The 23,694-nt window shown below is 67.5% G+C and carries 25 protein-coding genes; 10 read left to right on the top strand and 15 right to left on the bottom strand.

Annotated elements, in window-relative coordinates; genetic code table 11:
- Nucleotides 1–126: 126 nt before the first annotated feature.
- A complete protein-coding gene (locus EJ105_RS05925; protein ID WP_250165621.1) occupies nt 127–1,008 on the top strand; it encodes a LysR substrate-binding domain-containing protein in 882 nt (293 codons plus the stop codon).
- Nucleotides 1,009–1,022: 14 nt separating this feature from the next.
- Here the strand turns inward: EJ105_RS05925 and EJ105_RS05920 are convergent, their stop codons facing one another.
- The 11 genes from EJ105_RS05920 to EJ105_RS05870 form a co-directional block, all read right to left on the bottom strand.
- The gene (locus EJ105_RS05920; RefSeq protein WP_250165845.1) at nt 1,023–1,715 is read right to left on the bottom strand and encodes a GntR family transcriptional regulator; all 693 of its coding nucleotides are present in this window, start codon (nt 1,713–1,715) and stop codon (nt 1,023–1,025) included.
- Nucleotides 1,716–1,820: 105 nt separating this feature from the next.
- A complete protein-coding gene (gene hpxZ, locus EJ105_RS05915; protein ID WP_250165620.1) occupies nt 1,821–2,210 on the bottom strand; it encodes an oxalurate catabolism protein HpxZ in 390 nt (129 codons plus the stop codon).
- 11 nt (nt 2,211–2,221) lie between these two features.
- Nucleotides 2,222–3,655: an AtzE family amidohydrolase gene (locus tag EJ105_RS05910; protein WP_250165619.1), complete on the bottom strand. Its 1,434-nt coding sequence runs from the start codon at nt 3,653–3,655 to the stop codon at nt 2,222–2,224.
- A 7-nt stretch (nt 3,656–3,662) separates the two neighbouring features.
- Nucleotides 3,663–3,872 (bottom strand): AtzG-like protein, encoded by a 210-nt coding sequence (locus EJ105_RS05905; RefSeq protein WP_250165618.1) that lies wholly within the window; start codon nt 3,870–3,872, stop codon nt 3,663–3,665.
- An 8-nt stretch (nt 3,873–3,880) separates the two neighbouring features.
- A complete protein-coding gene (locus tag EJ105_RS05900) occupies nt 3,881–5,632 on the bottom strand; it encodes a dipeptide ABC transporter ATP-binding protein (protein WP_250165617.1) in 1,752 nt (583 codons plus the stop codon).
- An 11-nt stretch (nt 5,633–5,643) separates the two neighbouring features.
- A complete protein-coding gene (locus EJ105_RS05895) occupies nt 5,644–6,531 on the bottom strand; it encodes an ABC transporter permease (RefSeq protein ID WP_029558883.1) in 888 nt (295 codons plus the stop codon).
- Entirely contained in the window at nt 6,528–7,541 is a 1,014-nt protein-coding gene (locus EJ105_RS05890) for an ABC transporter permease (RefSeq protein WP_250165616.1), read from the bottom strand. The genes EJ105_RS05895 and EJ105_RS05890 overlap by 4 nt, the downstream gene beginning before the upstream one ends.
- Nucleotides 7,542–7,732: 191 nt before the next feature.
- Nucleotides 7,733–9,355 carry an ABC transporter substrate-binding protein gene (locus tag EJ105_RS05885; RefSeq protein WP_029558885.1) on the bottom strand — a complete coding sequence of 541 codons (1,623 nt, stop codon included), beginning with the start codon at nt 9,353–9,355 and terminating at the stop codon, nt 7,733–7,735.
- A 240-nt stretch (nt 9,356–9,595) separates the two neighbouring features.
- Nucleotides 9,596–10,444 carry a CDP-diacylglycerol--serine O-phosphatidyltransferase gene (gene pssA / locus EJ105_RS05880; protein WP_250165615.1) on the bottom strand — a complete coding sequence of 283 codons (849 nt, stop codon included), beginning with the start codon at nt 10,442–10,444 and terminating at the stop codon, nt 9,596–9,598.
- Nucleotides 10,444–11,145: a phosphatidylserine decarboxylase gene (locus tag EJ105_RS05875; RefSeq protein ID WP_029558887.1), complete on the bottom strand. Its 702-nt coding sequence runs from the start codon at nt 11,143–11,145 to the stop codon at nt 10,444–10,446. Before EJ105_RS05875 ends, pssA begins: the two co-directional genes overlap by 1 nt.
- Nucleotides 11,146–11,259: 114 nt before the next feature.
- Entirely contained in the window at nt 11,260–12,246 is a 987-nt protein-coding gene (locus EJ105_RS05870; protein WP_250165614.1) for an AraC family transcriptional regulator, read from the bottom strand.
- Between the two features lie 130 nt (nt 12,247–12,376).
- Here EJ105_RS05870 and EJ105_RS05865 point away from each other — a divergent pair, with 130 nt between their 5' ends.
- Genes EJ105_RS05865 through EJ105_RS05850 form a run of 4 tightly spaced genes read left to right on the top strand, consistent with a single transcriptional unit; the run spans nt 12,377 to nt 16,717 of the window.
- On the top strand, nt 12,377–13,144 hold the full coding sequence (locus tag EJ105_RS05865) for a 3-hydroxyacyl-CoA dehydrogenase (protein ID WP_024278531.1): 768 nt from the start codon (nt 12,377–12,379) through the stop codon (nt 13,142–13,144).
- A gap of 45 nt (nt 13,145–13,189) precedes the next feature.
- A complete protein-coding gene (locus EJ105_RS05860) occupies nt 13,190–14,380 on the top strand; it encodes an acetyl-CoA C-acyltransferase (RefSeq protein WP_250165613.1) in 1,191 nt (396 codons plus the stop codon).
- A gap of 49 nt (nt 14,381–14,429) precedes the next feature.
- Nucleotides 14,430–15,557 carry an acyl-CoA dehydrogenase family protein gene (locus EJ105_RS05855; protein ID WP_250165612.1) on the top strand — a complete coding sequence of 376 codons (1,128 nt, stop codon included), beginning with the start codon at nt 14,430–14,432 and terminating at the stop codon, nt 15,555–15,557.
- Nucleotides 15,557–16,717, top strand: a complete 1,161-nt coding sequence (locus EJ105_RS05850; RefSeq protein WP_250165611.1) for a CaiB/BaiF CoA transferase family protein — start codon at nt 15,557–15,559, stop codon at nt 16,715–16,717. Before EJ105_RS05855 ends, EJ105_RS05850 begins: the two co-directional genes overlap by 1 nt.
- A gap of 3 nt (nt 16,718–16,720) precedes the next feature.
- Here EJ105_RS05850 and EJ105_RS05845 read toward each other — a convergent pair whose 3' ends face one another.
- The 4 genes from EJ105_RS05845 to EJ105_RS05830 are packed head-to-tail and all read right to left on the bottom strand — an operon-like array spanning nt 16,721 to nt 18,551.
- Nucleotides 16,721–17,095 (bottom strand): antibiotic biosynthesis monooxygenase family protein, encoded by a 375-nt coding sequence (locus tag EJ105_RS05845; RefSeq protein ID WP_029558893.1) that lies wholly within the window; start codon nt 17,093–17,095, stop codon nt 16,721–16,723.
- A 32-nt stretch (nt 17,096–17,127) separates the two neighbouring features.
- Nucleotides 17,128–17,313, bottom strand: coding sequence for a hypothetical protein (locus EJ105_RS05840; protein ID WP_024278526.1), 186 nt, complete (start codon nt 17,311–17,313; stop codon nt 17,128–17,130).
- A gap of 43 nt (nt 17,314–17,356) precedes the next feature.
- On the bottom strand, nt 17,357–17,749 hold the full coding sequence (locus EJ105_RS05835; protein ID WP_250165610.1) for a hypothetical protein: 393 nt from the start codon (nt 17,747–17,749) through the stop codon (nt 17,357–17,359).
- Nucleotides 17,750–17,753: 4 nt separating this feature from the next.
- A complete protein-coding gene (locus EJ105_RS05830; RefSeq protein WP_250165609.1) occupies nt 17,754–18,551 on the bottom strand; it encodes a sterol desaturase family protein in 798 nt (265 codons plus the stop codon).
- 420 nt (nt 18,552–18,971) lie between these two features.
- Between EJ105_RS05830 and EJ105_RS05825 the strand changes: the two genes are divergently transcribed.
- The 5 genes from EJ105_RS05825 to EJ105_RS05805 are packed head-to-tail and all read left to right on the top strand — an operon-like array spanning nt 18,972 to nt 23,692.
- The gene (locus EJ105_RS05825) at nt 18,972–20,246 is read left to right on the top strand and encodes an ABC transporter substrate-binding protein (RefSeq protein WP_029558897.1); all 1,275 of its coding nucleotides are present in this window, start codon (nt 18,972–18,974) and stop codon (nt 20,244–20,246) included.
- A 10-nt stretch (nt 20,247–20,256) separates the two neighbouring features.
- A complete protein-coding gene (locus EJ105_RS05820; RefSeq protein WP_024278522.1) occupies nt 20,257–21,138 on the top strand; it encodes a branched-chain amino acid ABC transporter permease in 882 nt (293 codons plus the stop codon).
- The gene (locus EJ105_RS05815; protein WP_051679297.1) at nt 21,135–22,151 is read left to right on the top strand and encodes a branched-chain amino acid ABC transporter permease; all 1,017 of its coding nucleotides are present in this window, start codon (nt 21,135–21,137) and stop codon (nt 22,149–22,151) included. The genes EJ105_RS05820 and EJ105_RS05815 overlap by 4 nt, the downstream gene beginning before the upstream one ends.
- 3 nt (nt 22,152–22,154) lie before the next feature.
- The gene (locus EJ105_RS05810; protein ID WP_250165608.1) at nt 22,155–22,976 is read left to right on the top strand and encodes an ABC transporter ATP-binding protein; all 822 of its coding nucleotides are present in this window, start codon (nt 22,155–22,157) and stop codon (nt 22,974–22,976) included.
- Nucleotides 22,970–23,692, top strand: coding sequence for an ABC transporter ATP-binding protein (locus tag EJ105_RS05805; protein WP_250165607.1), 723 nt, complete (start codon nt 22,970–22,972; stop codon nt 23,690–23,692). Before EJ105_RS05810 ends, EJ105_RS05805 begins: the two co-directional genes overlap by 7 nt.
- Nucleotides 23,693–23,694: the final 2 nt, after the last annotated feature.

Raw genomic sequence — 23,694 nt, 5'->3', positions numbered from 1 at the left:
TGGATGCTTCGCACAAATCACGCTAGCGAATGTTTTTCATCTCTCGTATCGTTTTGTGTGATGATTGCGGCGACGGGGCGGCCGGCCCATGCGGCTGGCGCAGGGCTGCCCCACAGGAGCGCGACGATGACGGCCATGCTCGACCCCGACCAGCTGAGAACCTTTGTGGCCATTGCCGAAACCGGCAGTTTCACCAAGGCGGCGGAGGTGGTCCACAAGACCCAGTCGGCGGTCTCCATGCAGATGAAACGGCTGGAGGAGCGGGTCGACCGCCCCATCTTCGTCCGCGACGGCCGCGCCTCCCGCCTCACCGAGGACGGCGAGCGCCTCCTCGATTATGCTCGGCGCATCGTGAAGCTGAACATGGAGGCCGTCTCCAGCTTTGCCGACGCCGAGCTTTCGGGGCGGGTGTGCCTGGGGGTGCCGGACGATTACGCCGACCGCTATCTACCTGATATCATGGCGCGATTTTCGCGCACGCATCCGTCCGTCGAGCTCACGGTGATCTGCGAGCCGACCGCCGAGCTGGTGCAGTACATCGCCTCCGGCACCATCGATCTCGCCATCATCACCGCCACCGAGATCACCTCGCGCAACGCCCATGTGATCCGCCGGGAACGCCTGCTGTGGGTCTCCTCCGCCCGCCATGCGGCGCATCTGGAAACCCCGGTGCCGCTGGCCTTGGGGCGGCCCACCTGCCAGTGGCGGGAGATCGCCGTGTCGCGGCTGGCCGGCGCCGGGCGCGGACACCGCATCCTCTACACCAGCCCCAATTGCGGCGCCGTGGTCGCGGCGGTTCTCTCCGGTCTCGCGGTGTCCGTGCTGCCGGAATCGGCGTTGCGCCCCGGCATGCGCGTGCTCGGCGCGTCGGAGGGCTACCCTCCCCTACCCCCTTGCGATATCGGGCTTTTGCGCAATCGCCATGAGCCCTCCCCGCTGGCCGATGCGCTCGCCCAGCACATCGTGCAGGGCCTCGACAACCTCACCGAAGTGGACGCTGCGGAGTAGGCCGGCGCAGGCCGTCACACTGTCTCGGCGTAACGCTCGTAGGCGTCCTCGACCGTGAGGATATGCGAGCGCATGGCCTGCGCCGCCTCCGCCTTGTCGCCCCGCAGGATGGCCGTCACCACCCGGTCGTGCTCCTCGTAGGAGCGGGCCAGGCGGCCGAGGGTGCGGAACTGGGCGCGGCGGAACGGTTGCAGCCGGGCGCGGGTGGCGAGCGTCAGTTCGGTCAGGTAGTCGTTGTGGCTGCCGGCATAGAGCGTTGTGTGGAAACGCTCGTTGAGCACCGTGTAACTGCCCTCGTCACCCCGCCGGGTGAGGTCGGCCAGCTCGGCATGGATGGATTCAAGCCCCGCACGTTCGGCCGGCGTCATGTTCACCGCGCACAGGCCGGCGCACAGGGCTTCCAGCTCCGCCATCACGTCGAACATGCCGCGCAGACGATCGAGGGACGGCTGGGCCACCAAAGCGCTGCGATGGGGGCGCGCCTCCACGAGGCCGGACGCGGCGAGGTCGCGCAACGCCTCCCGCACCGGCGTGCGGGATACGCCGTAACGCTTTGCGATATCGACCTCTTCCAGCGCCGTGCCGGGTGCGAGGCGGCCGCGAACGATGTCGTCGGCGATCTGCAGACGCAGTTCCTCGGTGCGCGTCACGGGGCGACCGACCGTCCGGCGCTTGCGTACGCGCGGGGTCGGGGCCGACGTCTTCATGGTGGGTGGCGCGAACAGGGTCATGTGCACGATTTTACCGGGATTCCCGCCTGCGGCGAAATCCGTGAAACGTCGCAAGTGGATGGCAAGTCACACGCCGGCACCTCATGCCGTCGGCTCGTCGATCATGGAGACGTGGGCGGCCACCACACGCCAGCTTTGCGAGGTCCGCACCCAGGTCTGCTGCTGGCGCCCCACCTTGCCCGGCGCGTTGTCGCGATAAAACAGGGTGGATGCCACGGCAAAGTCCCGGCCGTACGTGGTGATGACCGTCTGCGCCAGGTTGCGCGCGAGGCCCACCGGCGAGCGGGCACGGCGGAAGGCGCGGATGGCATCCATGCCGTAAAGGTTCTCGCCGCCGCCAAAGCGGATGGTGCGCGGATCGTCGTGAAACAGGGCCTCCAGCGTCTCCACATCGTTGCCGACGAGCGCGGCCTCGTAAGCCGCGAACGCCTCTTCGACCTCGGCCTTCACCTCGGGAATGTCGATTTCCAACAGGTCCTCCTTCAAAAGGCTGCCGCAGGGGCGGCGGCGACGCCCTGCCGCTCAAGCTCCGCGGCCACGCGCAATGCCATGTCTTCCCGCCACGGCGGCGCGATGACCTGCACGGCGACGGGCAATTCAGGTGTGTCACCCACATCCACCCGCACCGGCACGGCCACCACGGGCAGGCCGATGAAGGAAATGGGCTGGGTGAACAGGCCGAGATTCGGCCGCACCAGCATCTCCTCACCATCGAGCACGAAGGTCTTCTGCCCCAGCTTCGGCGCCCGACAGGGCGTGGCGGGGGCGAGCAGCACGTCGTGAGTCTCGAACAGCTTCAGCATCTCACCCCGGAAGTGCCGGCGGAAGCGCTGGGCGGCATCGACCCACGAGGCGGGAATGGCGAGACCGGCCAGCAACCGGTCGCGCACGGCGGGATCGAAATCCTCCGCCCGCACGGCGAGGCGCCGCGCGTGGAGGCTCGCCCCTTCGGCCGCGGTGATGATGTAGGCGGAGGCGCGAGCGCGGGCGGCGTCGGGAATGTCCACCGTGTCTTGTGCGCCGAGCGCGGCGGCGACCGCATCCACGGCGGCGAGCGCTTCCGGATGCGCCTTGGCGCGGAACCAGCCGCCGGCGATGGCGATGCGCAGCCCGCCGATCCCCTTCCCGATCACCCCGGACACAGGCTCGAAGGGGCGTGGCGTCTGGCCGGGATCGCGGGCGTCCTCGCCCTGCATGGCGTCATAGGAGAGCGCGAGGTCGGCAACCGAGCGGGCGAGCGGCCCGAGGTGGTCCAGCGCCGTCACGAAGGGAAAGCTGCCGCCCCGCCCCAGCCGGCCATAGGTGGGCTTCAGGCCGAACGTGCCGCACAAAGAGGACGGCACGCGGATGGAGCCGTTGGTGTCGGAGCCGAGCGCGAGCGGCACCATGGCCGCCGCCACCGCCGCCCCGGAACCACCGGAGGAGCCCCCCGACATGCGGGTGAGGTCGTGTGGGTTGCGCGAGGACCCGTCATGGACGTTCTCGCCGGTGAAGTCATAGGCATATTCGCCCATGTTGAGCCCACCGACGAGGATGGCGCCGGCCGCCTCCAGCTTCTCCACCAGGAAGGCATCGTGGGGGGACGGGGCACGTTCCCGGTTGATCTTGGAGCCGGCGCGGGTGGGCAGGCCGGCGATGTCGAACAGGTTCTTCACCGCGAACGGCACGCCGGCGAGCGGCCCCAGCGGTTTGCCGGCGGCGCGAGCGGCGTCGATCCCGTCCGCCTGGGCGCGGGCGCGCTCCGCCGTGAGATCGGTGAAGGCGTTGATGGCCGGATCAAGAGCCGCGATTCGGGCCAGCGTCGCCTCGATAACGGCGCGGGCGGTGACGGTGCCGGAAGCAACGGCGGCTGCGATCTCGGCGGCGGTCGCGCCGGCGAGGCGGGTGGCGTCGGGAACGGGGACGGGCGCGTTCATGACCACCTCACGGACGATAGACGGGGGCCGGTTCCTCGGCGTCGCCGAGGTCCAGGCTACGCACCAGCGTCGCTGCATCGGCGATGCTGCGCAGATAGGCAAGCGCCTCCGTGCGCCATTCGGGGCGCGCGGTGATGCCGTGGGCGGAGAGCGCCCCGTCGAGAAGTTGCCCGAGGGCGGCATCCTCGACCTTGGGCAGGGTGGTTTCGCTGGCCATGGTTTGCCTCAGACCGGGGGATGGGGAATGGCGGCGATGAGTTCGCGGGTATAGGCGTCCTTGGGTGCTTCCAGAACCGCCTGCGCGGTGCCCTCCTCCACGATCCGGCCTTGCCGCATCACGATCACCCGGTCGCACAGAAGGCCCACCACATGGAGGTCGTGGGAGACGAAGAGATAGCTCATGCCGAGCCGCTGCTTCAGCTCCTCCAGCAGGTTCAGGACCACGGCCTGCACCGACACGTCCAGCGCCGCCGTCGGCTCGTCGAGGATGACGAGATCGGGATCGAGGGCGATGGCACGGGCGATGCCGATGCGCGCCTTCTGGCCGCCGGACAACTGGTGCGGGAAACGCTCCAGCAGGTTCTGCGGCAGGCCCACCATCTCGGCGAGTTCCGCCACGCGGGCATTGAGCTTCGCGCCGCCGGAATAACCGCCCATGCGCAGCAGCGGATCGGCAATGGCGCGGGCGGCCGTGTAGCGGGGATTGAGGCTCTCGGTCGGGTCCTGGAACACCATCTGGATGCGCTTGCGCATGGGGTGGTGGGCGAAGTCCTTGGCCGGGATGGCGCCGATGTCCTCGCCGGCGAAGGTGATCTTGCCCGCCGTGGGATCGATGAGGCGCATCACCATGGTGGAGGTGGTGGACTTGCCGCAGCCGCTCTCGCCCACGAGGCCGACGCTTTCGCCGCGCTTCACCTCGAAGGAGATGCCGTCCACGGCGCGGAAGATGGTCTCCTCCTGCGTTAGCGTCTTCCCCTTGAGCTTGGCGAGGAAGGCCGAGGGAGCGCCCTGACGGGGATATTCGCGGACAAGGTTCTCGACGGTGAGCAGAGGCTCGCCGGCCGAGGCCACGGGTGTCGACACCGTCGACGCGGCGGCCGACACCTCTCCCTCCGGGAGAAGGTCCTTCAGCGTGATGCCCGGGCGGGGCGTCGCACGCATGAGCTTGCGGGTGTAGGGGTGCTGGGGATCGCGGAAGATGCGCTCGGCGGGTGCCGTCTCCACCACCTTGCCCTTCTCCATCACCATCACCGTATCGCAATAGGCGGCGGCGAGGCCGAGGTCGTGGGTGATGAGGATGGTGGACATGCCGCGCTCGCGCGTCAGCTCGGTCACGAGGTCCATCACCGCCTTCTGGGTGGTCACGTCGAGGCCGGTGGTGGGCTCGTCCGCGATCATCAGCTGCGGCCGGCAGGCGAGTGCCAGCGCGATGACGATGCGCTGGCACATGCCGCCGGACAGCTCGAACGGATAGGCGTGGTAGCGGTCTTCCGGCCGGGCGATGCGCACCTGCTTGAGGATGTCGATGACCTTGTGCTTCACGTTGCGCGGGTCGGCCTGGACATGCTGGAGCAGCACGTCGCCGATCTGCGCGCCCACGGTGCGGATCGGGTTCAGCGCCGCCCGCGGGTTCTGGAAGATCATCGACATTTCGCGGCCGCGCAGGTCGCGCATCTCGCTCTCGGGCGCATGGGCCACGTCGATGCCGGAGAAGGTGATGGAGCCTTCCGCGATGCGGCCGGCGCGGTCGAGGATGCGCATCACCGTGTAGGAGGTGACGGACTTGCCCGAGCCCGATTCCCCCACGATGCCGAGCGTCTCGCCCTTGCCGAGGGTCAGATCCACCTTGCTCACCGCCGTGACGATGCCGCGGCGGGTGGCGAACTCGACGGTGAGATCGCGTACCTGAAGCAGCGGGCCGCTCGGCGTTTCGGAGGACTTGGCGGCATGGTCCTTCACGTCCACAACTCCATGCATGGCGGCCTCCATCAGGTGCGGCGCTGGGGATCGACGATGTCGCGCAGACCGTCGCCCAGGAGGTTGAAGCAGAAGACCGCGAACATGAGCGCGAGGCCGGGGAACAGCGCGATCCACCATTCGCCGGAGACGATGTAGGCCGAGCCTTCGGCCACCATGATGCCCCACTCGGGCGTCGGCGGACGCACGCCGAGGCCGATGAAGGAGAGGCCGGCGGCGTTGAGAATGGCGTAGCCCATGGTGAGCGACATCTGCACCATCATGATGGGCAGGATGTTGGGCAGGATGGTCGTCAGCAGGATGCGCCATTCCGAATTGCCGGTGAGCCGCGCCGCCTGCACATAGCCGGCATTGCGGCGGATGGCGGCTTCGGATTTCGCCACGCGCACATAGAGCGGGAAGTTGATGATGGCGGTGGCGATGACGATGTTCGTCACCGTGTTGCCCAGCGCCGCAACGATGCCCATGGCCAGCACGAACAGCGGGAAGGCCATGATGGTGTCGGAGATGCGGCCAATGATCCGGTCCGTCCAGCCGCCGAAGAAGCCGGAAGCGATGCCGGCGATGCCGCCCACCGCGAACACCAGCGCCACCGAGAAGATGGCGATGGCCATGTCCAGCCGGCTCGCTACCACCACGCGGGAGAAAATATCCCGGCCGAGGTTGTCGGTGCCGAACCAGTGCGCGGCCGAGGGCGGCTGCAACGCGGCGGCCGTGTCGGAGGCGAGCGGATCGTAGGGCACGATGAACGGCCCGAGCGCTGCGCACACCACCAGCACCAGGAACATGCCGAAGGCGATGCCCGTGACCGGGTTATCCGAGATCACGTAGCGGGCGTGGGCGAGCGTGGCGGCAAGGCCGCCCGGGGCCTTCTGGGTGTCGGCCGTGGCGAGGGTCATGCTTCGCTCCGCGCGCGGGGATCGATGATGCCGTAGGCAAGGTCGATCAGGAGGTTGAGGATGACGTAGAGGATCGCCATGGCGAGCACGAAGCCCTGCACCGGCGCGTAGTCCGAGGTAATCAGCGCCTCGACCGCATAAGAGCCGATGCCCGGCCAGGCGAACACCTTCTCCACCAGCACGTTGGCGCCCAGCAGGAAGGAGAACACCATGCCCAGCGTCGTCACCACCGGCAGCATGGCATTGCGGAAGGCGTAGGTGATGATGACCGTGTAGTCGGTCAGGCCCGCCGCCTTCGCCGTGCGCACGAACTCGGAGGAGAGAACCGCCAGCATGGAGGCGCGGGTCATGCGGGCGATGGGCGCGAGGGCGAAGATGGCCAGCGTGATGGCAGGCACCGCCAGTTGCGCCAGCGCGGCGCGGAAGGTCTCGAAGTCGCGCGCGATCAGGCTGTCGATGAGGTAGAAGCCCGTCACCGTCTCTGGCGCCGAGAAGAACACGTCGAGCCGCCCCAGCGGCGCCGGCGCCCATCCCAGCTTGAAGTAGAAGACATAGACCAGCAAAAGCCCGGTGAAGAACACCGGCAGCGACACGCCCGCCGTGGTGATGATGCGGCAGGCATGGTCGATCCACGATCCCTGTCGCACCGCCGCCATGATGCCGAAGGGCACCGCGATCAGCAGCGCCAGCACCAGCCCCGCCAGCGTCAGTTCGGCCGAGGCCGGCAGGCGGGCCGCGATCTCGGTGGCGACCGGCTGGCCGGTGGAAAGCGAGGAGCCGAGGTCGCCCTTCGCCAGCGCCGAGACGTAATCGGCGAACTGAACCGGCAAGGGCTTGTCGAGGCCCAGCTTGGTGCGGATCTCGGCGATGGCCTGCGGCGTCGCGGCAGGGCCTGCGAAATAGGCTGCCGTGTCGCCGGGCAGCACGCGGGTGAGCAGGAAGGTCACGATCACCACGCCGATCAGGCTGGGCACGGCTGTGGCGAGACGACTGCCTAGGAGCTTCAGCATGGCGATATCCCTGTGTGCGAACCGCGCTGCGGGGCCATCGGGCGCCGCAGTTTTTCTCGTTTCCGGCGGGGCGCCGGCGTGTGGTGTGAGGGGCGGCACCGATGCCGGCACCCGGGCGAACCCAGGCGCCGGCTTCCGCCCCCGGCGCCACCCCTCACGTCTCTTCCTCCCTGAAGAGGAAGAGGGATGCCTCAGCCCTTCTGGAAGGCGCGATAGTCCAGCCGGCGGTGGAACCAGTATTCGTAGCCGGTGATGTTCTTCTGCATCGCGACATTGACGAACGGCTGGTAGAGCGGAATGCGCGGCACGTCGGCGAAGGCGAGGTCCACCATGCCCTTCACGTCCGTATCGTAAGCCGCCTTGTCGCCGCTCGCCGCCGCTGCGCGGGCGCCGTCGATGAAGGTGTCCATGGCCGCAGACTGATAGCTCATGGTGTTGAAGACCGAATTGGAGCCGTGATAGCACCAGAAGAAGAAGTATTCGGGATAGTCGAGCCAGCCCGAGAACACGTTGGTGTAGAGCGGCAGAACCTTCTTGTTCAGCTCCGTGCGCCAGTTGGCGCCGGGAATCTTGTTGATGGTGGTCTTGATGCCGATCTGCGCCAGGTTCTCCTGCAGCAGCACGCAGATGGGCTCGTTGACGCCGGCGAAGCCGAGGTCGAAGGAGAGCGTGGTGTCGATGCCGCCGGCGTAGCCCGCCTCGGCCATCAGCTGCTTGGCCTTGGCGAGGTCGGTCTTGAACTTGGTGGGCTGCGGCCAGGCGACCTTTGTGACGGCATCGGCCGGCGCGCCGAACATGGGCTTGCCAAGGCCATAGAGCACGGCCTCCATGATCTTCTCGTAGGGAATGGCGTAGGCGACAGCCTCGCGCACCTTCGGATTGTCGAAGGGCGGGTTCTTCACGTTCATGCCGATGTACTGCACGCCGTTGGAGTACGGCACCGACGTGATGTTGAGCTTGCCGGCCTGCTTCAGCTCAACGAAATCCTTGTTGGGCAGATCATAGGAGATGTCCGCGTCGCCGCGCTCCAAAAGCGCCCGGCGGTTGCCGGCGGAAGGCACCATGCGCCAGATCACGCGCTTGATCTTGGGCAGCGGGCCGCCCTTCCAGTCGTCGAAGCGCTCGAAGATGACCTCGGTGCCGGGCGTCCACTTGGTGACGCGATAGGCGCCAGAGCCGGCCGTGTTCTGCTTGGTGTATTCGAGGCCCCAGGGGTCCTTCTCGGTGGCGTTCTTCTTCACCAGCTCGGAATTGATGACGCACGGCACGATGACCGCGAGGTCGGGGATGGTCAGGCGATCCTTGCGCAGGAAGTCCACGCGCACGGTGTGGTCGTCCACCACCACGAACTGCTCGGGCTTCTCCAGCGAGCCGGCCTTCATCTGGAAGGTGGGGAAGCCGCCCACGGAGACGGCGCGATCCAGCGACCACTTTACGTCCTTGGCGGTGACGGGGCTGCCGTCCTGGAAGGTCGCGTTCTTCTTCAGCTTGAAGGTGACGGACATGTCGCCGATGTTCATGTCCTCGGCAAGCTCGCCCTTGAGCTTGTCGCGGTCATAGTAGCGCACGCCGTCCTTCTCGGTCATCTCGTGGGTGATGAGCCGGTCATAGGTGTTCCAGCTCGCCTCGTAGCCAGGCACGTTGGTGCCGACACCGTGAATGTCGAGATTGTTGGGACCGCTCTCGGAGACGATCAGCAGCGTTTCGTTCCGGGCCTGCGCCTTCGCCGGGGAAAATACCGCCGGGGCGGCAACGCCCGTGCCGGTAGCAACAGCAGTGGCTGAGGCGGACTTCATGAATTCGCGGCGGTTCATCGGCGACGTCCCTGTGGTGGCGGTCGCCAAATGCCATTCAAGCTGCGTGCCAATTGCATACAGTTTTTGAAATTTCAATATTTATCATAGGTTTATATCAAATCAGTGATCTGCAACCCTGCAGACCAATCCGCATCTATGACCATAATTTAATCAACTGCATGCGCATTGTATGCAATTCAATGCGCAACGCTTCGGCAAGGCTTGCCCAGCGAGGCGCCAGCCGCCATCGCGCAAAGATCAGGAGGGCAACACTTCGGAGGGGGCCGGCGCCGCAGCGGCACGCTCGGCCTTCCACGCCTTCATCTGGCGCCTGTAGCGCAGGGTCGAGACAGGCAGGAGAGCCAGATACAGCATGGTGCAGACCGAAAGCACCACCCACGGATAGCTCGCCAGCAGCGCGAAATAGATCGCCACCGCCACGAACAGCGGCAGCACCATGTCCCGCCGCACCCGCCGCCCCAGCGTCTTGCCGGACCAGGCCGGAACCGTGGAGATCATGAGGAAGGCGATGGCGAGGCAATAGACGAGGGCGATGATGGCGCTCACCCGTCCGTGCGGCAGACCGATCAGCTCCAGATAGATCGGCAGCAGCACCGTGATGGCGCCCGCCGGGGCCGGAATGCCGGTGAAATAGTCGCCGGCGAAGGGCGGCTTGTTCGGATCGTCCAGCATCACGTTGAAACGGGCGAGGCGCAGGGCCGCGCAGATGGCATAGGCCAGCGCGGCGATCCAGCCGAACGAGCCGGCTTCGTTGAGACCCCAGAAATAGAGCATCAGCGCCGGCACGCAGCCGAAGTTCACGAAGTCCGCGAGGCTGTCCAGCTCCGCGCCGAACCGCGAGGTGCCCTTCAGCGCCCGCGCCAGCCGCCCGTCCACCCCATCGAGGATGGCCGCGAACACGATGGCCGCCAGCGCCAGTTCGATCCGCTCCTCGATGGCGAGCCGCACGGCGGTGAGGCCGGAGCACAGCGCGAGCAACGTCACAAGATTGGGCAGGAGCACGCGGATCGGCACCTTGCCGATGCTGCCGCCGAGACGCGGCCGGGGCCGGCCTTCAGGATCGAACGGGGGAAAGGGGGTTTCCATCAGCTCACCCGATAGGCGGTCTCGCGCTGCTGCGGCTGGGAGAGATCGCACAGGACCGTCTCGCCCGCCACCGTCAACTGCCCTTCGCTGACCAGCACGCGCGAGCCCACGGGCAGATAAACGTCCACGCGAGAGCCGAAGCGGATCAGGCCGAAGCGCTCGCCGGAACCGATGGATTCGCCCTCGCGCACGAAAGAGACGATGCGGCGCGCGACGAGGCCGGCGATCTGCACGCAGCCCACCCGGCAGTAGGGCGTGGAGATGATGAGGCCGTTGCGCTCATTGTCCTCGCTCGCCTTGTCGAGGTCGGCGTTGAGGAAGAGGCCCGGCTTGTAGGCGATGCGCTCAATGCGTCCCGTCACCGGCGCGCGGTTCACGTGGACGTTGAACACGTTCATGAAGATGGAGACGCGCAGCAGCGGATCGTCGGAGAGGTCCAGCTCCCGCGGCGGCCGCGCCAGCCCCACCTGCGACACCCGCCCGTCCGCCGGCGCGATGACCAGCCCCTCGCGCACCGGCGTCACCCGCTCGGGGTCGCGGAAGAACAGCGCCGTCCAGATGGCAAGGCCGAAGCCGATCATGCCGAAGAAGGTGGAGAACATGAACAGCACGAGCGCGATCACCACCGCGATGGCGATGAACGGATAGCCCTCCCGATGAATCGGGACGAGGGTCTTGCGGATGCTGGCAATGATCGACAACAGGTGTCTCCACGGTCGCCCGGCAGGACGCCCCGGATGGCGCCGCGCGGGCATAGACTGCGCACAGGTAGTCAGCCGCCGCCCCGCCGTCAAATGGCGGAACGCCGCTCTCCCTCAGGCCCCGGCGCGGCGGAAGGCACCCGGGCTCAGATCCGTCCACTTGCGGAATGCCCGATGGAAGGCGCTTGGCTCGGAAAAGCCAAGCTCCGCCGCGATCTCGCCCACGGGCCGGTCGGTGGCCCGCAGCAGATCCTCGGCCCGCAGCCGGCGCAGTTCGTCCTTGATGTCGCGATAGGCGGCCCCCTCCTCCGCCAGCCGCCGCCGCAGGGTGGAGGCCGGGAGGCGCAGCTGTCGGGCGAGTTCGTCGAAGGTCGGCCACGCCGTGGCCGACTGCTCCCGGAGCCGGGCGCGGACACGGGCGGCAAGCCCTTCGTCGTGCCGGTAGCGCACGAGGATGTTGGCCGGCGCACCGCGCAGGAAGTCCCGCAGCGCCCGCTCGCTGCGGTGGGCCGGCAGCTTCAGGAAGGCCGCATCGAAGGCGAGCCGACTCTCCGGCGCGTCAAACCGCACGGGAGCGCCGAAGAACAGGCGATAGTCCGCCCCATGCTCCGGCGGACCGCAGCGGAAATCCACCTGCCGGATCGGAATGCGCCGGCCCACCAGCCAGCAGGTGATGCCATGAAGGATGATCCAGTAGGTGCGGTAAGCGAAGGCCGAGTGTGCGGCGCCCTTGTCCGAGAGCACGACCGACGCAAGACCGTCGCCGACCACAAGCTCGCCGCACGGGTCATCCAGCACCACCCGCAGGAAGCGCAGCGCCCGTCGCAGCGCCTGTTCCAGCGTCTGCGCGCCCATCAGGGCATGGCAGAGCAGGGTGAAGCTGCCGCAGCGCATGGGGCGGGCGGCGAGGCCGAAGAACTCGTCGTCCAGCGCCTCGGCGGCGGCTGTCCACAGCGCCCCGTACTGTTCCGCGGAGACCGCCTCCGTCACCGGCAGCGCGAGCCCCGCCCGCGCCAGCACGGGGCCGGCGTCGATGCCCCGCGCCGTCAGGCAACCCAGGGCATCATCCACGAAGGTCCCGGAGATCATGCGCCGTTCCAAGGCACGCTCCCGAATGGCAAAAACGCTCACCTGAATAGATCGCTAGCGTCATCGAATGTCACTCGGCTTTTCTGCTAGACGAGAGGCAACGGCCGCCGAAGCGGCGGCATGTCTCCCTGGGAGGGGCACCATGAAGATTGAAGGGCGCGTCTTTCTCGTCACCGGCGGCGGCTCGGGCCTGGGCGCGGCGGTGTCGCGAATGGTGGTGGACAATGGGGGCCGGGTCGTCCTCGTCGACATCAACGCCGATGCCGGTGCCGCCATGGCCGCCGAACTCGGAGATGCCGCCCGCTTCCAGCGCGCCGACGTGAGCAGCGAAGCCGACGGCAAAGCCGCCGTGCAGCTCGCCCTCGACAGCTTCGGCCACGTTCACGGTCTCGTGAACTGCGCCGGCGTCGCCCCCGGCGAGAAGGTGGTCGGCCGCGATGGCCCGCACCGGCTCGAAAGCTTCGTGCGCGGCATCACCGTCAACCTCATCGGCACCTTCAACATGCTGCGGCTCGCCGCCGACGCCATGGTGAAGGAGGCGCCGGACGCCGAGGGCGAGCGTGGCGTCATCGTCAACACCGCCTCCGTCGCCGCCTTCGATGGGCAGATCGGCCAGGCCGCCTATGCCGCCTCCAAGGGCGGTGTTGCAGCCCTCACACTGCCGGTAGCGCGAGAGCTGGCGCGGTTCGGCATCCGCGTCGTCACCATCGCCCCCGGCATCTTCGAGACGCCGATGATGGCCGGCCTGCCGCAGGACGTGCAGGACAGCCTGGGCAAGAGCGTGCCCTTCCCCTCGCGCCTCGGACGGCCGTCGGAATACGCCGCCCTCGTCAAGCACATCTGCGAAAACAACATGCTGAACGGCGAGGTCATCCGCCTCGACGGCGCGCTGCGGATGGCGCCGCGCTGAGCCTGTACCGCTGACGACCTCCTCCCGCGACCGGAGACACGCAACATGACGGCTTCCGACCCCATCGTCATCGTCGGCACCGCCCGCACGCCCATGGGCGGCTTCCAGGGCGACCTTAAGGACGTGGCCGCGCCCGCGCTCGGCTCCGCAGCCATCGGCGCCGCCCTCGCCCGCGCCGGCCTCGCGCCGGATCAGGTGGAGGAAGTGGTGTTCGGCTGCGTGCTGCCGGCGGGCCTCGGCCAGGCTCCGGCCCGCCAGGCCGCGCTCGGCGCGGGGCTTCCTCTCTCCACCGGCGCCACCACCGTCAACAAGATGTGCGGCTCCGGCATGAAGGCGGCCATGTTCGCCCATGACCTCCTCGCCGCCGGCTCGGCCTCCGTTGCGGTTGCGGGCGGCATGGAGAGCATGACCAACGCCCCCTACCTGCTCGACCGTGCCCGTGGCGGCTACCGCATGGGCCACGGCAGGGTCATCGACCACATGTTCTTCGACGGCCTTGAGGATGCCTATGACAAGGGCCGTCTCATGGGCACCTTCGCCGAGGAATGCGCCGAGGCCTACCAGTTCACCCGCGAGGCGCAGGACGCCTTCGCCATCGCCTCCCTCACCAAGGCGCAGAAGGCCATGGCCGGGGGCGCCTTCGACAAGGAGATCACCCCCGTCACCGTGAAAGCCGGCAAGACCGAGCGCGTGGTGGCGGCGGACGAGCAGCCTCCCAAGGCGAAGCTGGACAAGATCCCGACGCTGAAGCCCGCCTTCCGCGACGGCGGCACGGTGACGGCGGCGAACTCCTCTTCCATCTCCGACGGCGCGGCCGCCCTCGTGCTCATGCGCCGCTCCGAAGCGGAGAAGCGCGGCCTCACGCCGCTCGCCGCCATCGTCGGCCACTCCACCCACGCCCAGGCACCGAACCTCTTCACCACGGCCCCGATCGGCGCGGTGCAGAAGCTCGCCGGGAAGACCGGCTGGGATCTGAAGGACGTGGACCTGTTCGAGATCAACGAGGCGTTCGCCGTGGTGCCCATGGCCGCCATGCGTGATCTCGGCCTGCCGGAGGACAAGGTGAACGTCCACGGCGGCGCCTGCGCCCTCGGCCACCCCATCGGGGCATCTGGCGCTCGGGTGATGGTGACGCTGCTGGCGGCGCTGGAGCGCTACGGCCTCAAGCGCGGCATCGCCTCGCTCTGCATCGGCGGCGGCGAGGCGACGGCGGTCGCCATCGAGCGTCTGAGCTGAGGCAGAGGCCGCCAAGGAAACCTAACAACAAGACCCGGAGGAACCTGCCATGATCCTCACCGAAACCCAGGTTGCCATCCGCGACGCGGTACGCGCCTTCGCCTCCGAGCGCCTCGCGCCCGGAGCCGCGGCGCGGGACAGGGAGCACCGCTTCCCCGGCGCGGAACTGAAGGAGCTGGGCGCCCTCGGCTTCCTCGGCATGCTGGTGCCCGAGGACCATGGCGGTTCCGCCACCGATCTCGTCTCCTATGCCCTCGCGCTGGAGGAGATCGCAGCCGCGGACGGTGCCTGCTCCACCATCGTCAGCGTGCATTCCTCCGTCGGCTGCATGCCCATCGTGAAGTTCGGCACGCAGGCGCAGAAGGAGCGCTTCCTGCCCAAGCTGGCGAGCGGCGAATGGATCGGCGGCTTCGCCCTCACCGAGCCGCAGGCGGGATCGGACGCCGCAGCGCTCCGCACCCGCGCCCGGCGGGACGGCGACCATTATGTGCTCTCCGGCGCCAAGCAGTTCATCACCTCGGGCAAGAACGGCGATGTCATCATCGTCTTCGCTGTGACCGACCCGGACGCGGGCAAGAAGGGCATCTCCGCCTTCATCGTGCCCACCGACACGCCCGGCTACGAGGTCGTGCGGGTGGAGGAAAAGCTCGGCCAGCATTCCTCCGACACCTGCCAGCTCGCCTTCAACGACATGCGCCTTCCCGCCGACCTCCGGCTCGGGGCCGAGGGCGAGGGTCTGAAGATCGCGCTGTCCAATCTTGAAGGCGGGCGCATCGGCATCGCCTCGCAATGCGTGGGCATGGCGCGCGCCGCGTTCGAGGCGGCCCGGACCTATGCGAAGGAGCGGGTGACCTTCGGCAAGCCCATCATGGAGCATCAGGCCGTCGCCTTCCGCCTCGCCGACATGGCGACCCGCATCGAGGCGGCGCGCCAGATGGTGCTGCACGCCGCCGCCCTGCGCGAGGCCGGCCTGCCATGCCTCACCGAGGCGTCCATGGCGAAGCTGTTCGCCTCGGAGATGGCGGAGCAGGCGTGTTCCGCGGCCATCCAGACCTTCGGCGGCTACGGCTATCTCGCGGACTTCCCGGTGGAACGCATCTATCGCGATGTGCGGGTGTGCCAGATCTATGAGGGCACCAGCGACGTTCAGCGCATCGTCATCGCGCGGGGGCTGTGATGGTCGAGGCCCCCTTCCCTGCCCCGCGCGGTCCCCTCGCCGGCATCCGCGTCGTCGATCTCTCCCGGCTCGCCCCTGGCCCCTACTGCACCATGCTGCTGGCCGATTTCGGGGCAGAAGTGATCGTGGTGGGCGGCGGACGGGCCGGCGTCGCCATCCCGGAATTCTCGCGCGGCAAGCGGCATATCTCCCTCGACCTGAAAGCACCCGCCGGCCGTTCCGCGCTCCATGCGCTGGTGAAGACCGCCGACGTGTTGGTGGAGGGTTTCCGCCCCGGCGTCGCCGACCGGATCGGCGCGGGATACGAGACGCTGGCGGCGCTCAACCCGCGCCTCGTCTACTGCTCGCTCACCGGCTTTGGGCAGGACGGCCCGCGCGCGCTGGAGGCGGGGCACGACATCACCTATCTCGCCCTAGCCGGCGTGCTCGGGTCCATGGGACCGAAGGACGGGCCGCCCGAGGCGCCGCTCAATCTTGTCGCGGATTTCGCCGGCGGCAGCCTGATCGCCGCGCTCGGCATCCTCGCTGCGGTGATCGAAGCCAAGACAACCGGACAGGGCCAGAAGATCGACGCCGCCATGGTGGACGGCGCGCTGTCGCTGATGGCCATGCACTGGCCGCTCTGGAAGACCCCCCATTGGCCGGCGCGCGGCGACGGGCTGCTGGGCGGCGGCGCGCCGTTCTATCGCGCCTATCGCTGCGCGGATGGCGGCTTCATCGCGGTGGGTGCGCTGGAGCGGGGCTTCTTTGAAGCACTGTGGCGGCGTCTCGATCTCGGCGAACCGCCGGACCACATGCGACGCGACCTTTGGCCGGAAATCGAACGGACGCTGGAAGCGACCTTCGCGGGACAATCGCGCGATCACTGGACCGCCCTGTTTACCGGCACGGACGCCTGCGTCGCGCCTGTGCTGGCGCCGGACGAGGTGTGGAGCGATCCCCACATCGCAGCCCGGCATCCGGACAGCGGGCCGAACCGCGTGCCCGCCGTCCCGCGCCTCTCGCGCACTCCCGCGCAGGCCCACCCGCTCGATCTCAGCGATTGCACGGCGCAGGTGCTGCGCGAGGCGGGCCTCAGCGACGACGAGATCGCCGCCGCAGCCGCGCCGTCCGATCCGGCGGGTCGCTCCGGCCTCGACTGGCCGCCGGAGCTGCGCTGAGCCTCAGAAGGCGGGATCGGCCGCGGCTGCCTTCGGCTTGTGCATCGCCCGGCTGTCGTCCGGCGCCTCGTCGCGCTCGAACATGCCATAGTCGCGCACCACGGCGGCGACGCGCAGGCGATAGTCGCGGAACACCCCTGCCCGCCCCGCCGCCTGCGTCTTGCGATGGGAGGTGAGGTTGCGCCAGGCCTTCACCGCCTCCTCATCGCGCCACATGGAGAGCGAGAGCATCTTGCCCGGATTGGTCAGGCTCTCGAACCGCTCTACCGAGATGAAGCCGTCCATCTTCTCCAGTTCCACGCGCAGGCGCGCGGCAAGATCGAGATAGGTGTCGCGCTGGCCCTCGGCCGGCCACACCTCGAAAATGATGGCGATCATGCCCCCTCTTCCTCTTCTTGTTTCTTGTCGGACTAGACCTTGTCGCCCGGCCGGCGCTGCACCTCGGGGAACACCCACATGGCGACGACCATGAAGATGCCGAGGAAGGCGACCGCATATTTGGGTCCCTCCTGCCCCAGCGCTGCCTGGAAGGCATAGCCGGCCGCAGCCACGGCGAGGACGATGAGGGAGAGGATGAGCTTGATGTGGGTGGGCATGGGATGTCCCCTCTTGCTGGCCGGACTGCGCCGGCGCTGACCTTCAGATGAGTGCGCCGCCGCCGGGAAGCGCGGCCCAGACGGCGAGCGCCGCGCCCTGGAGAGCGACCAGGGCGGCAAGGCCCCGCCGGCCGTCGCGGAACGATGTCGGCAGCAGATCGAACGGTGCCGGAGCGAACAGCAGCACGAGGCCGCCGACGACGATCAGGCTGGTGAGGCGCAGGTTGGCGTAGCCGTAGACCAGCGCCGCAGCCGCCAGCGCGAGCCACAGCAGGCTGTTCACCAGGACGAGGGCGCGCCCCCCCGCCTGTCGCGCCCCCGCCGGCCGGGTGCTCTCCGGGAACATGCCGGAGAGCACCAGAAAGCCCATGCAGGCCGCGGTCCACAGGCCCGCGAAAATCGCGAGCCCGGCGATATTGGGTTCGATCGACGCCATCGCCTCACTCCGCCGGAGCGACGTGGCCGGCCGGGCTTGCCTTGCCTTTCGGCGTACGCGCGGTGCGGCGCATGTCGGTCTTCAGATGGCGGGTGTCATAGCCGTTGAAGAGATGGCCGATGAGCCCGCGGTTGAGATCCGATGTGCCGAACGCCCAGTCCATGATGGGGAAGGTGAGGTTCATGTTGCGCTCCATCATGAGCGACTGGTTGTGGTGCGCGGCGTGGTGGCGGCGGTTGGTGTTGATGAAGGGCACGTTCCGCACGAACCAGTTTTCGTCGATGTGCGTGGTGAAGTGCATGAACTCGTAGAGCAGGTAGACCGAGGTGGTGGTGGCGATGAAAAGCCAGCCCACGTTCGGCGAGATCAGCCACCCGAACACGATGGCGCCGGGAATGGACATGAGCGTAAACGTCACTAGCGCGTAGGGCGGGAAGAAGGTGACGCGCCAGTCGTGATGCCCGGCGAAGCGCATCTCTTCTTCGGTGAAGAACTGGTGGTGCATCAGCGTGTGGCGATTATAGACCGCGCGGAACAGCGGAAAACTCGACGGCCGGTGCATCACGTAGCGGTGCAGCCACCACTCGAAGAAATTACAGAACAGGAACACGACGGGAATGGTCAAAAACTCCCACCAGCGGATCGCATGCATGTTCGAGACATAGATGTAGAGGGCAGTGAAGCCGATCGTGTAGATGATGGCGATGTGCAGCCATCCGTTATACCAGCCGGTGACACGCTCGCGGTAGGTCGCGCGGTATTTGCGCTGCCGATCCGTCATGGGGCTCGAGGTGAGTTCCATCGCTCTCTCCCTTGCGCGCTGTTGGTGCGCGCCATTGTCTTGATTCTCTCGGCGCCGCGTCTGGAGGCGCCGGCTCCTGAAGACCCCGGCTGCTGAACGCGCCGGGGCCTGGAGCCGTCGCCCGCCCCAGCTCCCTCGCGCCCGGACGGGGGAAGGATGCTCCGCGACAGCGGATGCACCACTAATATGTCAGCCACACATCATATGCAAGGCGCCAATCCGGCCCCGCCAAACGCCTGTCGCCCCACGAATGCGACCAAAGTTCAACAATTTAACACTTTGATTCAACTCAACTTTTCCAACCCTTCTTCCTTAAAAATGATCCAGATCAAAAAAGCTTCTTGCAGACATTCTTTTGGCATATCTATGATATGTCAGTTCACAAAGGCGGGCACGAGACCCGCCTAGGGGAGGACGCCAATGAACATTTCTCGCCGCACTTTGATGCGGGGGATCGGTGCTGCCGGTCTCGCTGCCGCCGCTCCGGGGATCTTTTCCCCCGCCATCGCCCAGTCGAAGCCGGTTCGCATCGGCATTCTCGCGCCGCGCTCCGGGGCCATGGGCACGGTGGGCGAATGCGGCATCCGCGCTGTGCAGTGGGCGACGGAGCGCATGAACAAGGACGGCGGCATCGCCGGGCGCCCGATCGAGCTCGTCATCGAGGAGGAAACCTCTCCCAAGGACACCATCGAGCGCTTCCGCCGCCTGGTGCTGCAGGAGAAGGTGGATTGCGTTCAGGGCCTCATCTCCACGGGCGTGTCGCTGGGCGTCGCGCCCGTGGCGGAGGAGGAACAGGCACTCCTCATCATGTGGGACGGCACCACGCAGGACGGCGTGAAGGAGGCGATGCCCAAGTCGCAGTACGTTTTCCGCTCCACCGACAATGAATGCGAGGCCGTGATGGCCTCCCTGCTCTCGATCAAATACTTCAAGGGCAAGATCAAGCGCATTGCCGGCATCAACCCGGACTATTCCTACGGCCGCAACAATTGGGAGGCTTTCCAGCAGATCCTCAAGCGCGCCGGCGTGGAGGTGGAGGTGGTGGCCGAGCAGTGGCCGAAGGTCGGCACCATGGACCTCACGTCCCACGTCGCGGCGCTGAAGGCGGCCAAACCCGACTTCATCTTCTCGTCGATGCTGTTCGCCGACCTGCCCGTCTTCATGAAGCAGGGCTCCGCCGCCGGCCTGTTCGAAGGCGTGAACCTCGCTTTGCCCGCCGCCGGCTGGCAGATCAACCAGCTGAAGAAGGAGTTCATGCCCGAGAACATCGTGTTCGGGCACAACACACTCTACTTCGCGCTGCCCAATGCCTCCCCGCTCCAGAAGGCGTTCGTGGAAGACTACATGGGCCGCTACAAGGAGGCTCCGAGCTGGGAGGCCGACCGCGCCTATTTCGCCCTGGCCGCATACAAGGCGGGCGTCGAAGCCGCGGCCAAGGCCACGGGGCGCTGGCCGAAGCTCACGGAGATCATCGAATCCATCCCCAAGCAGAAGATCGAGAGCCTGGGGGGGCCGGGGCAGTTTCGCGCCGACAAGATCGCTGAGCAGACCTTCTACCAGGGCCTTTCCACTAACCAGAACTCCTACGATTTCCCGACGCTGAAGACGGTGGACAGCTTCACCGCCGATCAGCTCCAGAAGCCGCCGGGCGTGGACTTCTGGGAATGGCTCAAGACCTCCAAGCTTCCCGTGTGAGGAGCGCCGCGTGACCGTCTTCCTCGACGTCCTCCTCGGCGGCGTGTTTCACGCCGCCATTCTCTTCCTCGTGGCCGCCGGGCTCCAGCTGGTGTTCGGCGTGCAGAAGGTCATCAACCTCGCTTGCGGCTCGTTCTACGCGCTGGGCGCCTATTTCGGCATCACGGCCGTTGGCCTCGCCTCGGCCGCCGGCTTTCCAGCCTGGACGGTGCTGCCGGTGCTCATTCTCGCGGGGCTGGCGATCGGCCTCGTCGGCCTGCCGGTGGAACGCATCCTGCGCACGGTCTACCGGCGGGACGAGAGCTATCAATTGCTCCTCACCTTCGGCCTGCTGCTGATGTTCCAGGACGTGTTCCGCTTCTTCTGGGGCGCCACGCCCCGGACACTGGACAACGCCTATCTCGCCTACGGCACGGCCGAGTTCATGGGCCTTCGGGTGCCCACCTACAATCTCCTCGTGATCGCCGCCTCCATCGCCATCGCGGTGGCGCTCGGCGCCTTCCTGCAGAAGACCCGCACCGGACGCATCATCCGCGCCACGGCGGAAAACCGGGACATGAGCGAGGGTCTCGGCGTCAATTCCTCCCGCGTGTTCGCGGCCGTGTTCACGGTCGGCTGCATGCTCGGCACGGTGGGCGGCGCGCTGGTGGTGCCGGCCTCGGCCTCCTCGCTTGAAATGGCCGTGGAGCTGGTGGTGGAAGCGTTCGCCGTGGTGGTCATCGGCGGGCTCGGCTCCATGCGCGGCGCGCTCGCCGGTGCACTCATCGTCGGCCTGATCCGGGCTGCGGCCATCATGGTGCTGCCCGAGGCCGAAATTCTCTCCATCTATCTGGTCGTCATCGCCGTGCTCATCCTGCGGCCGGCCGGGCTTTTCGGAAAGGCAATGGCATGAGCACCCCGACCTCCGCCCCGGCCACGGTGGCGCCGGCCGTGTCCCCCAGCCTCTGGCGACCTTCGGGCCTCATATCCTTCCTGGTCATCATCGCCGCCATGGCAGGGCTGCCGCTCGTCGCCTCCACCTACATGCTCACCCTGATGGTGCCGTTCTTCGGCTTTGCCATCGCTCTTCTCGGCTTCAACCTGCTGTTCGGCTACACGGGCCTGCTCTCCTTCGGCCACGCCATGTTCCTCGGCATCGGCGCCTATGCGGCGGCGGTGATGACCTCGAAGCTCGGCGTCCAGTCGCTGGAGTTGATCCTGCTCGTCGCGGTGGCGGCCGCCGTGGTCATCGCGGTGCCGGTGGGCTTCCTGTGCGTGCGCTACACGCGCATCTTCTTCGGCATGCTGACGCTGGCCTTCGGCATGCTGTTCCACTCCATCCTGTTCAAGTTCTACGGCCTCACCGGCGGCGACCAGGGCATGCGGGTAATGCGCCCGCTGCTGTTCGGCATGGCGTTCGAGGGCGGCAAGACGGCCTTCATCACCGGGCCGTTCTACTACTACGCTCTCGGCCTCCTCACCTTGCTCGGCTGCGCCATGTGGCGGATCGTGCGCTCGCCCTTCGGGCTGCACCTCACGGCCATTCGGGAGAACGCGCAGAAGGCAGCCTATCTCGGCGTCACCGTCTCGCGGATGCGGCTGGCGGCCTACGTCATCTCCGGCGTCTACGGCGCCATCGGCGGGGTGATCCTGGCCGTCACCATCGGCCTTGCGGACCCTGAGATCGTCTATTGGACGCAATCCGGCAACCTCGTCTTCATGGCGGTGCTGGGCGGCTCCGGTGCCTTCGCCGGCCCCGTGGTGGGTGGCCTTGCCTTCGTGCTGCTGCAGGACACGGTGATGTCCGCCACCCAGTACTGGCGGTTCGTGATGGGCGCGGTGCTGGTGCTCATCGTCATCTTCTTCCCGCGGGGGATCGCCGGCCTGTTCGGCGACGCCTTCGCCCGCCTCAAGCGCGGGAGCTGACCCATGGCCTCACGCGCCCTTCTCTCCGCCCATCAGGTCTCCAAGAGCTACGGCGATTTCCATGCGCTCCGGAACGTCTCGGTGCATGTGGACGATGGTGAATTCATCTCCATCGTCGGCCCCAACGGCGCCGGCAAGTCCACCCTCGTCAACGTGCTGACGGGGCTGCTGAAGCCGACGTCTGGCCACGTCCATTTCCGCGGGCAGGACATCGCCGGCATCGGGCCGGTGGAACTCTCCCGCCGGGGCATGGCGCGGGGGTTCCAGCTGGTGAACATCTTCCCCGAGCTTACGGTGCGGGAGACGCTGGGTGTCGCCGCTGCGTCACGCCTCAGGCGCATCGGCAATCCCTTCCGCAGCCTCGGCGGGGATCGCGAGATTCGCGATGCCGTGGAGGAGGTGGCCGACATCTTCAACCTGCGCCACCGCCTGGACCAGCAGGCGAGCGCCCTCTCCCAGGGCGAGAAGAAGCTGCTGGACGTGGCGAGCGCCTTCGCGCTCAAGCCGGAACTCATCCTTATCGACGAACCCACCTCCGGCGTTTCCACCGGCGACAAGCACGCCATCATGGAGCTGCTGGTTTCCGCGTCCCGCAAGGCCGGCGTGCGCGGCATCATCCAGGTGGAGCACGACATGGACCTCGTGGCCCGCTACTCGGACCGCATCGTCGCGCTCCAGGCGGGTACCGTTCTCGCCGATGAGAAGCCGGAAACCTTCTTCAAGGATCCCGCCCTCATCGCCGCCGTGGTGGGTACGCGCCCGCCCAAGGTGCCCCCCAGAGAAATGGCCCCGAAAGCCGCCGTTCAGGAGAGCCGCCCATGCTGAGCATTTCGGGCCTCAAGGTGGATATCGCCGGCAGCCGCATCCTGTCCGGTATCGACCTCGCCGTGGAGCCGGGCGAACTCGTCTGCCTCATCGGCCGCAACGGCGCGGGCAAGACCACCACGTTCCGCTCCATCATGGGCTATCGCAAGCCTGTCGCCGGCTCCATCCGCTTCGCCGGCAAGGAACTGATCGGCCGCGCGCCGCATGAGATCGCGCAGATGGGCGTGGGCTTCTCGCCGGAGGAATCGGAGGTCTATGCCGACCTCACGGTCGCCGAGAATCTGGAGCTGCCGACCTGGACGCGGCGCTCGAAGATGTCGGAGAAGGACCGCGTCGAGCGCTCCCTCACCGTATTCCCCAAGCTCCGGCAGTATCTGCACCGGGGCGGAGCGCAGCTCTCCGGCGGCGAGCGCAAGATGGTGTCGGTGGCGCGGGCACTCGCCCTCGACCCGAGCCTTCTCCTGCTCGACGAGCCGTTCGAGGGGCTGTCGCCGGCCATCATCCCGGTGATCTCGGAGGGCATCGCCTCCATCCGCGCCATGGGGCAGGCCGTGCTGATGGCGGAATCCAACGTCCACCACCTCCCGGATTATGTGGATCGCCTTTACGTGCTGGAGCGCGGCGAGATGATCTTCTCCGGCACGCTGGCGGAGGCGTACCGCGACAAGGCGGTCATGCGCGTCATCGCCGGCGAGGTGGAGCTGGAGCACACCTGACC

It is taken from the genome of Xanthobacter aminoxidans (assembly GCF_023571765.1).
Classification (GTDB): domain Bacteria; phylum Pseudomonadota; class Alphaproteobacteria; order Rhizobiales; family Xanthobacteraceae; genus Xanthobacter; species Xanthobacter aminoxidans.
The sequence above is the reverse complement of the archived record's forward strand: the minus strand, read 5'-3'. Positions and strand labels throughout refer to the sequence as shown.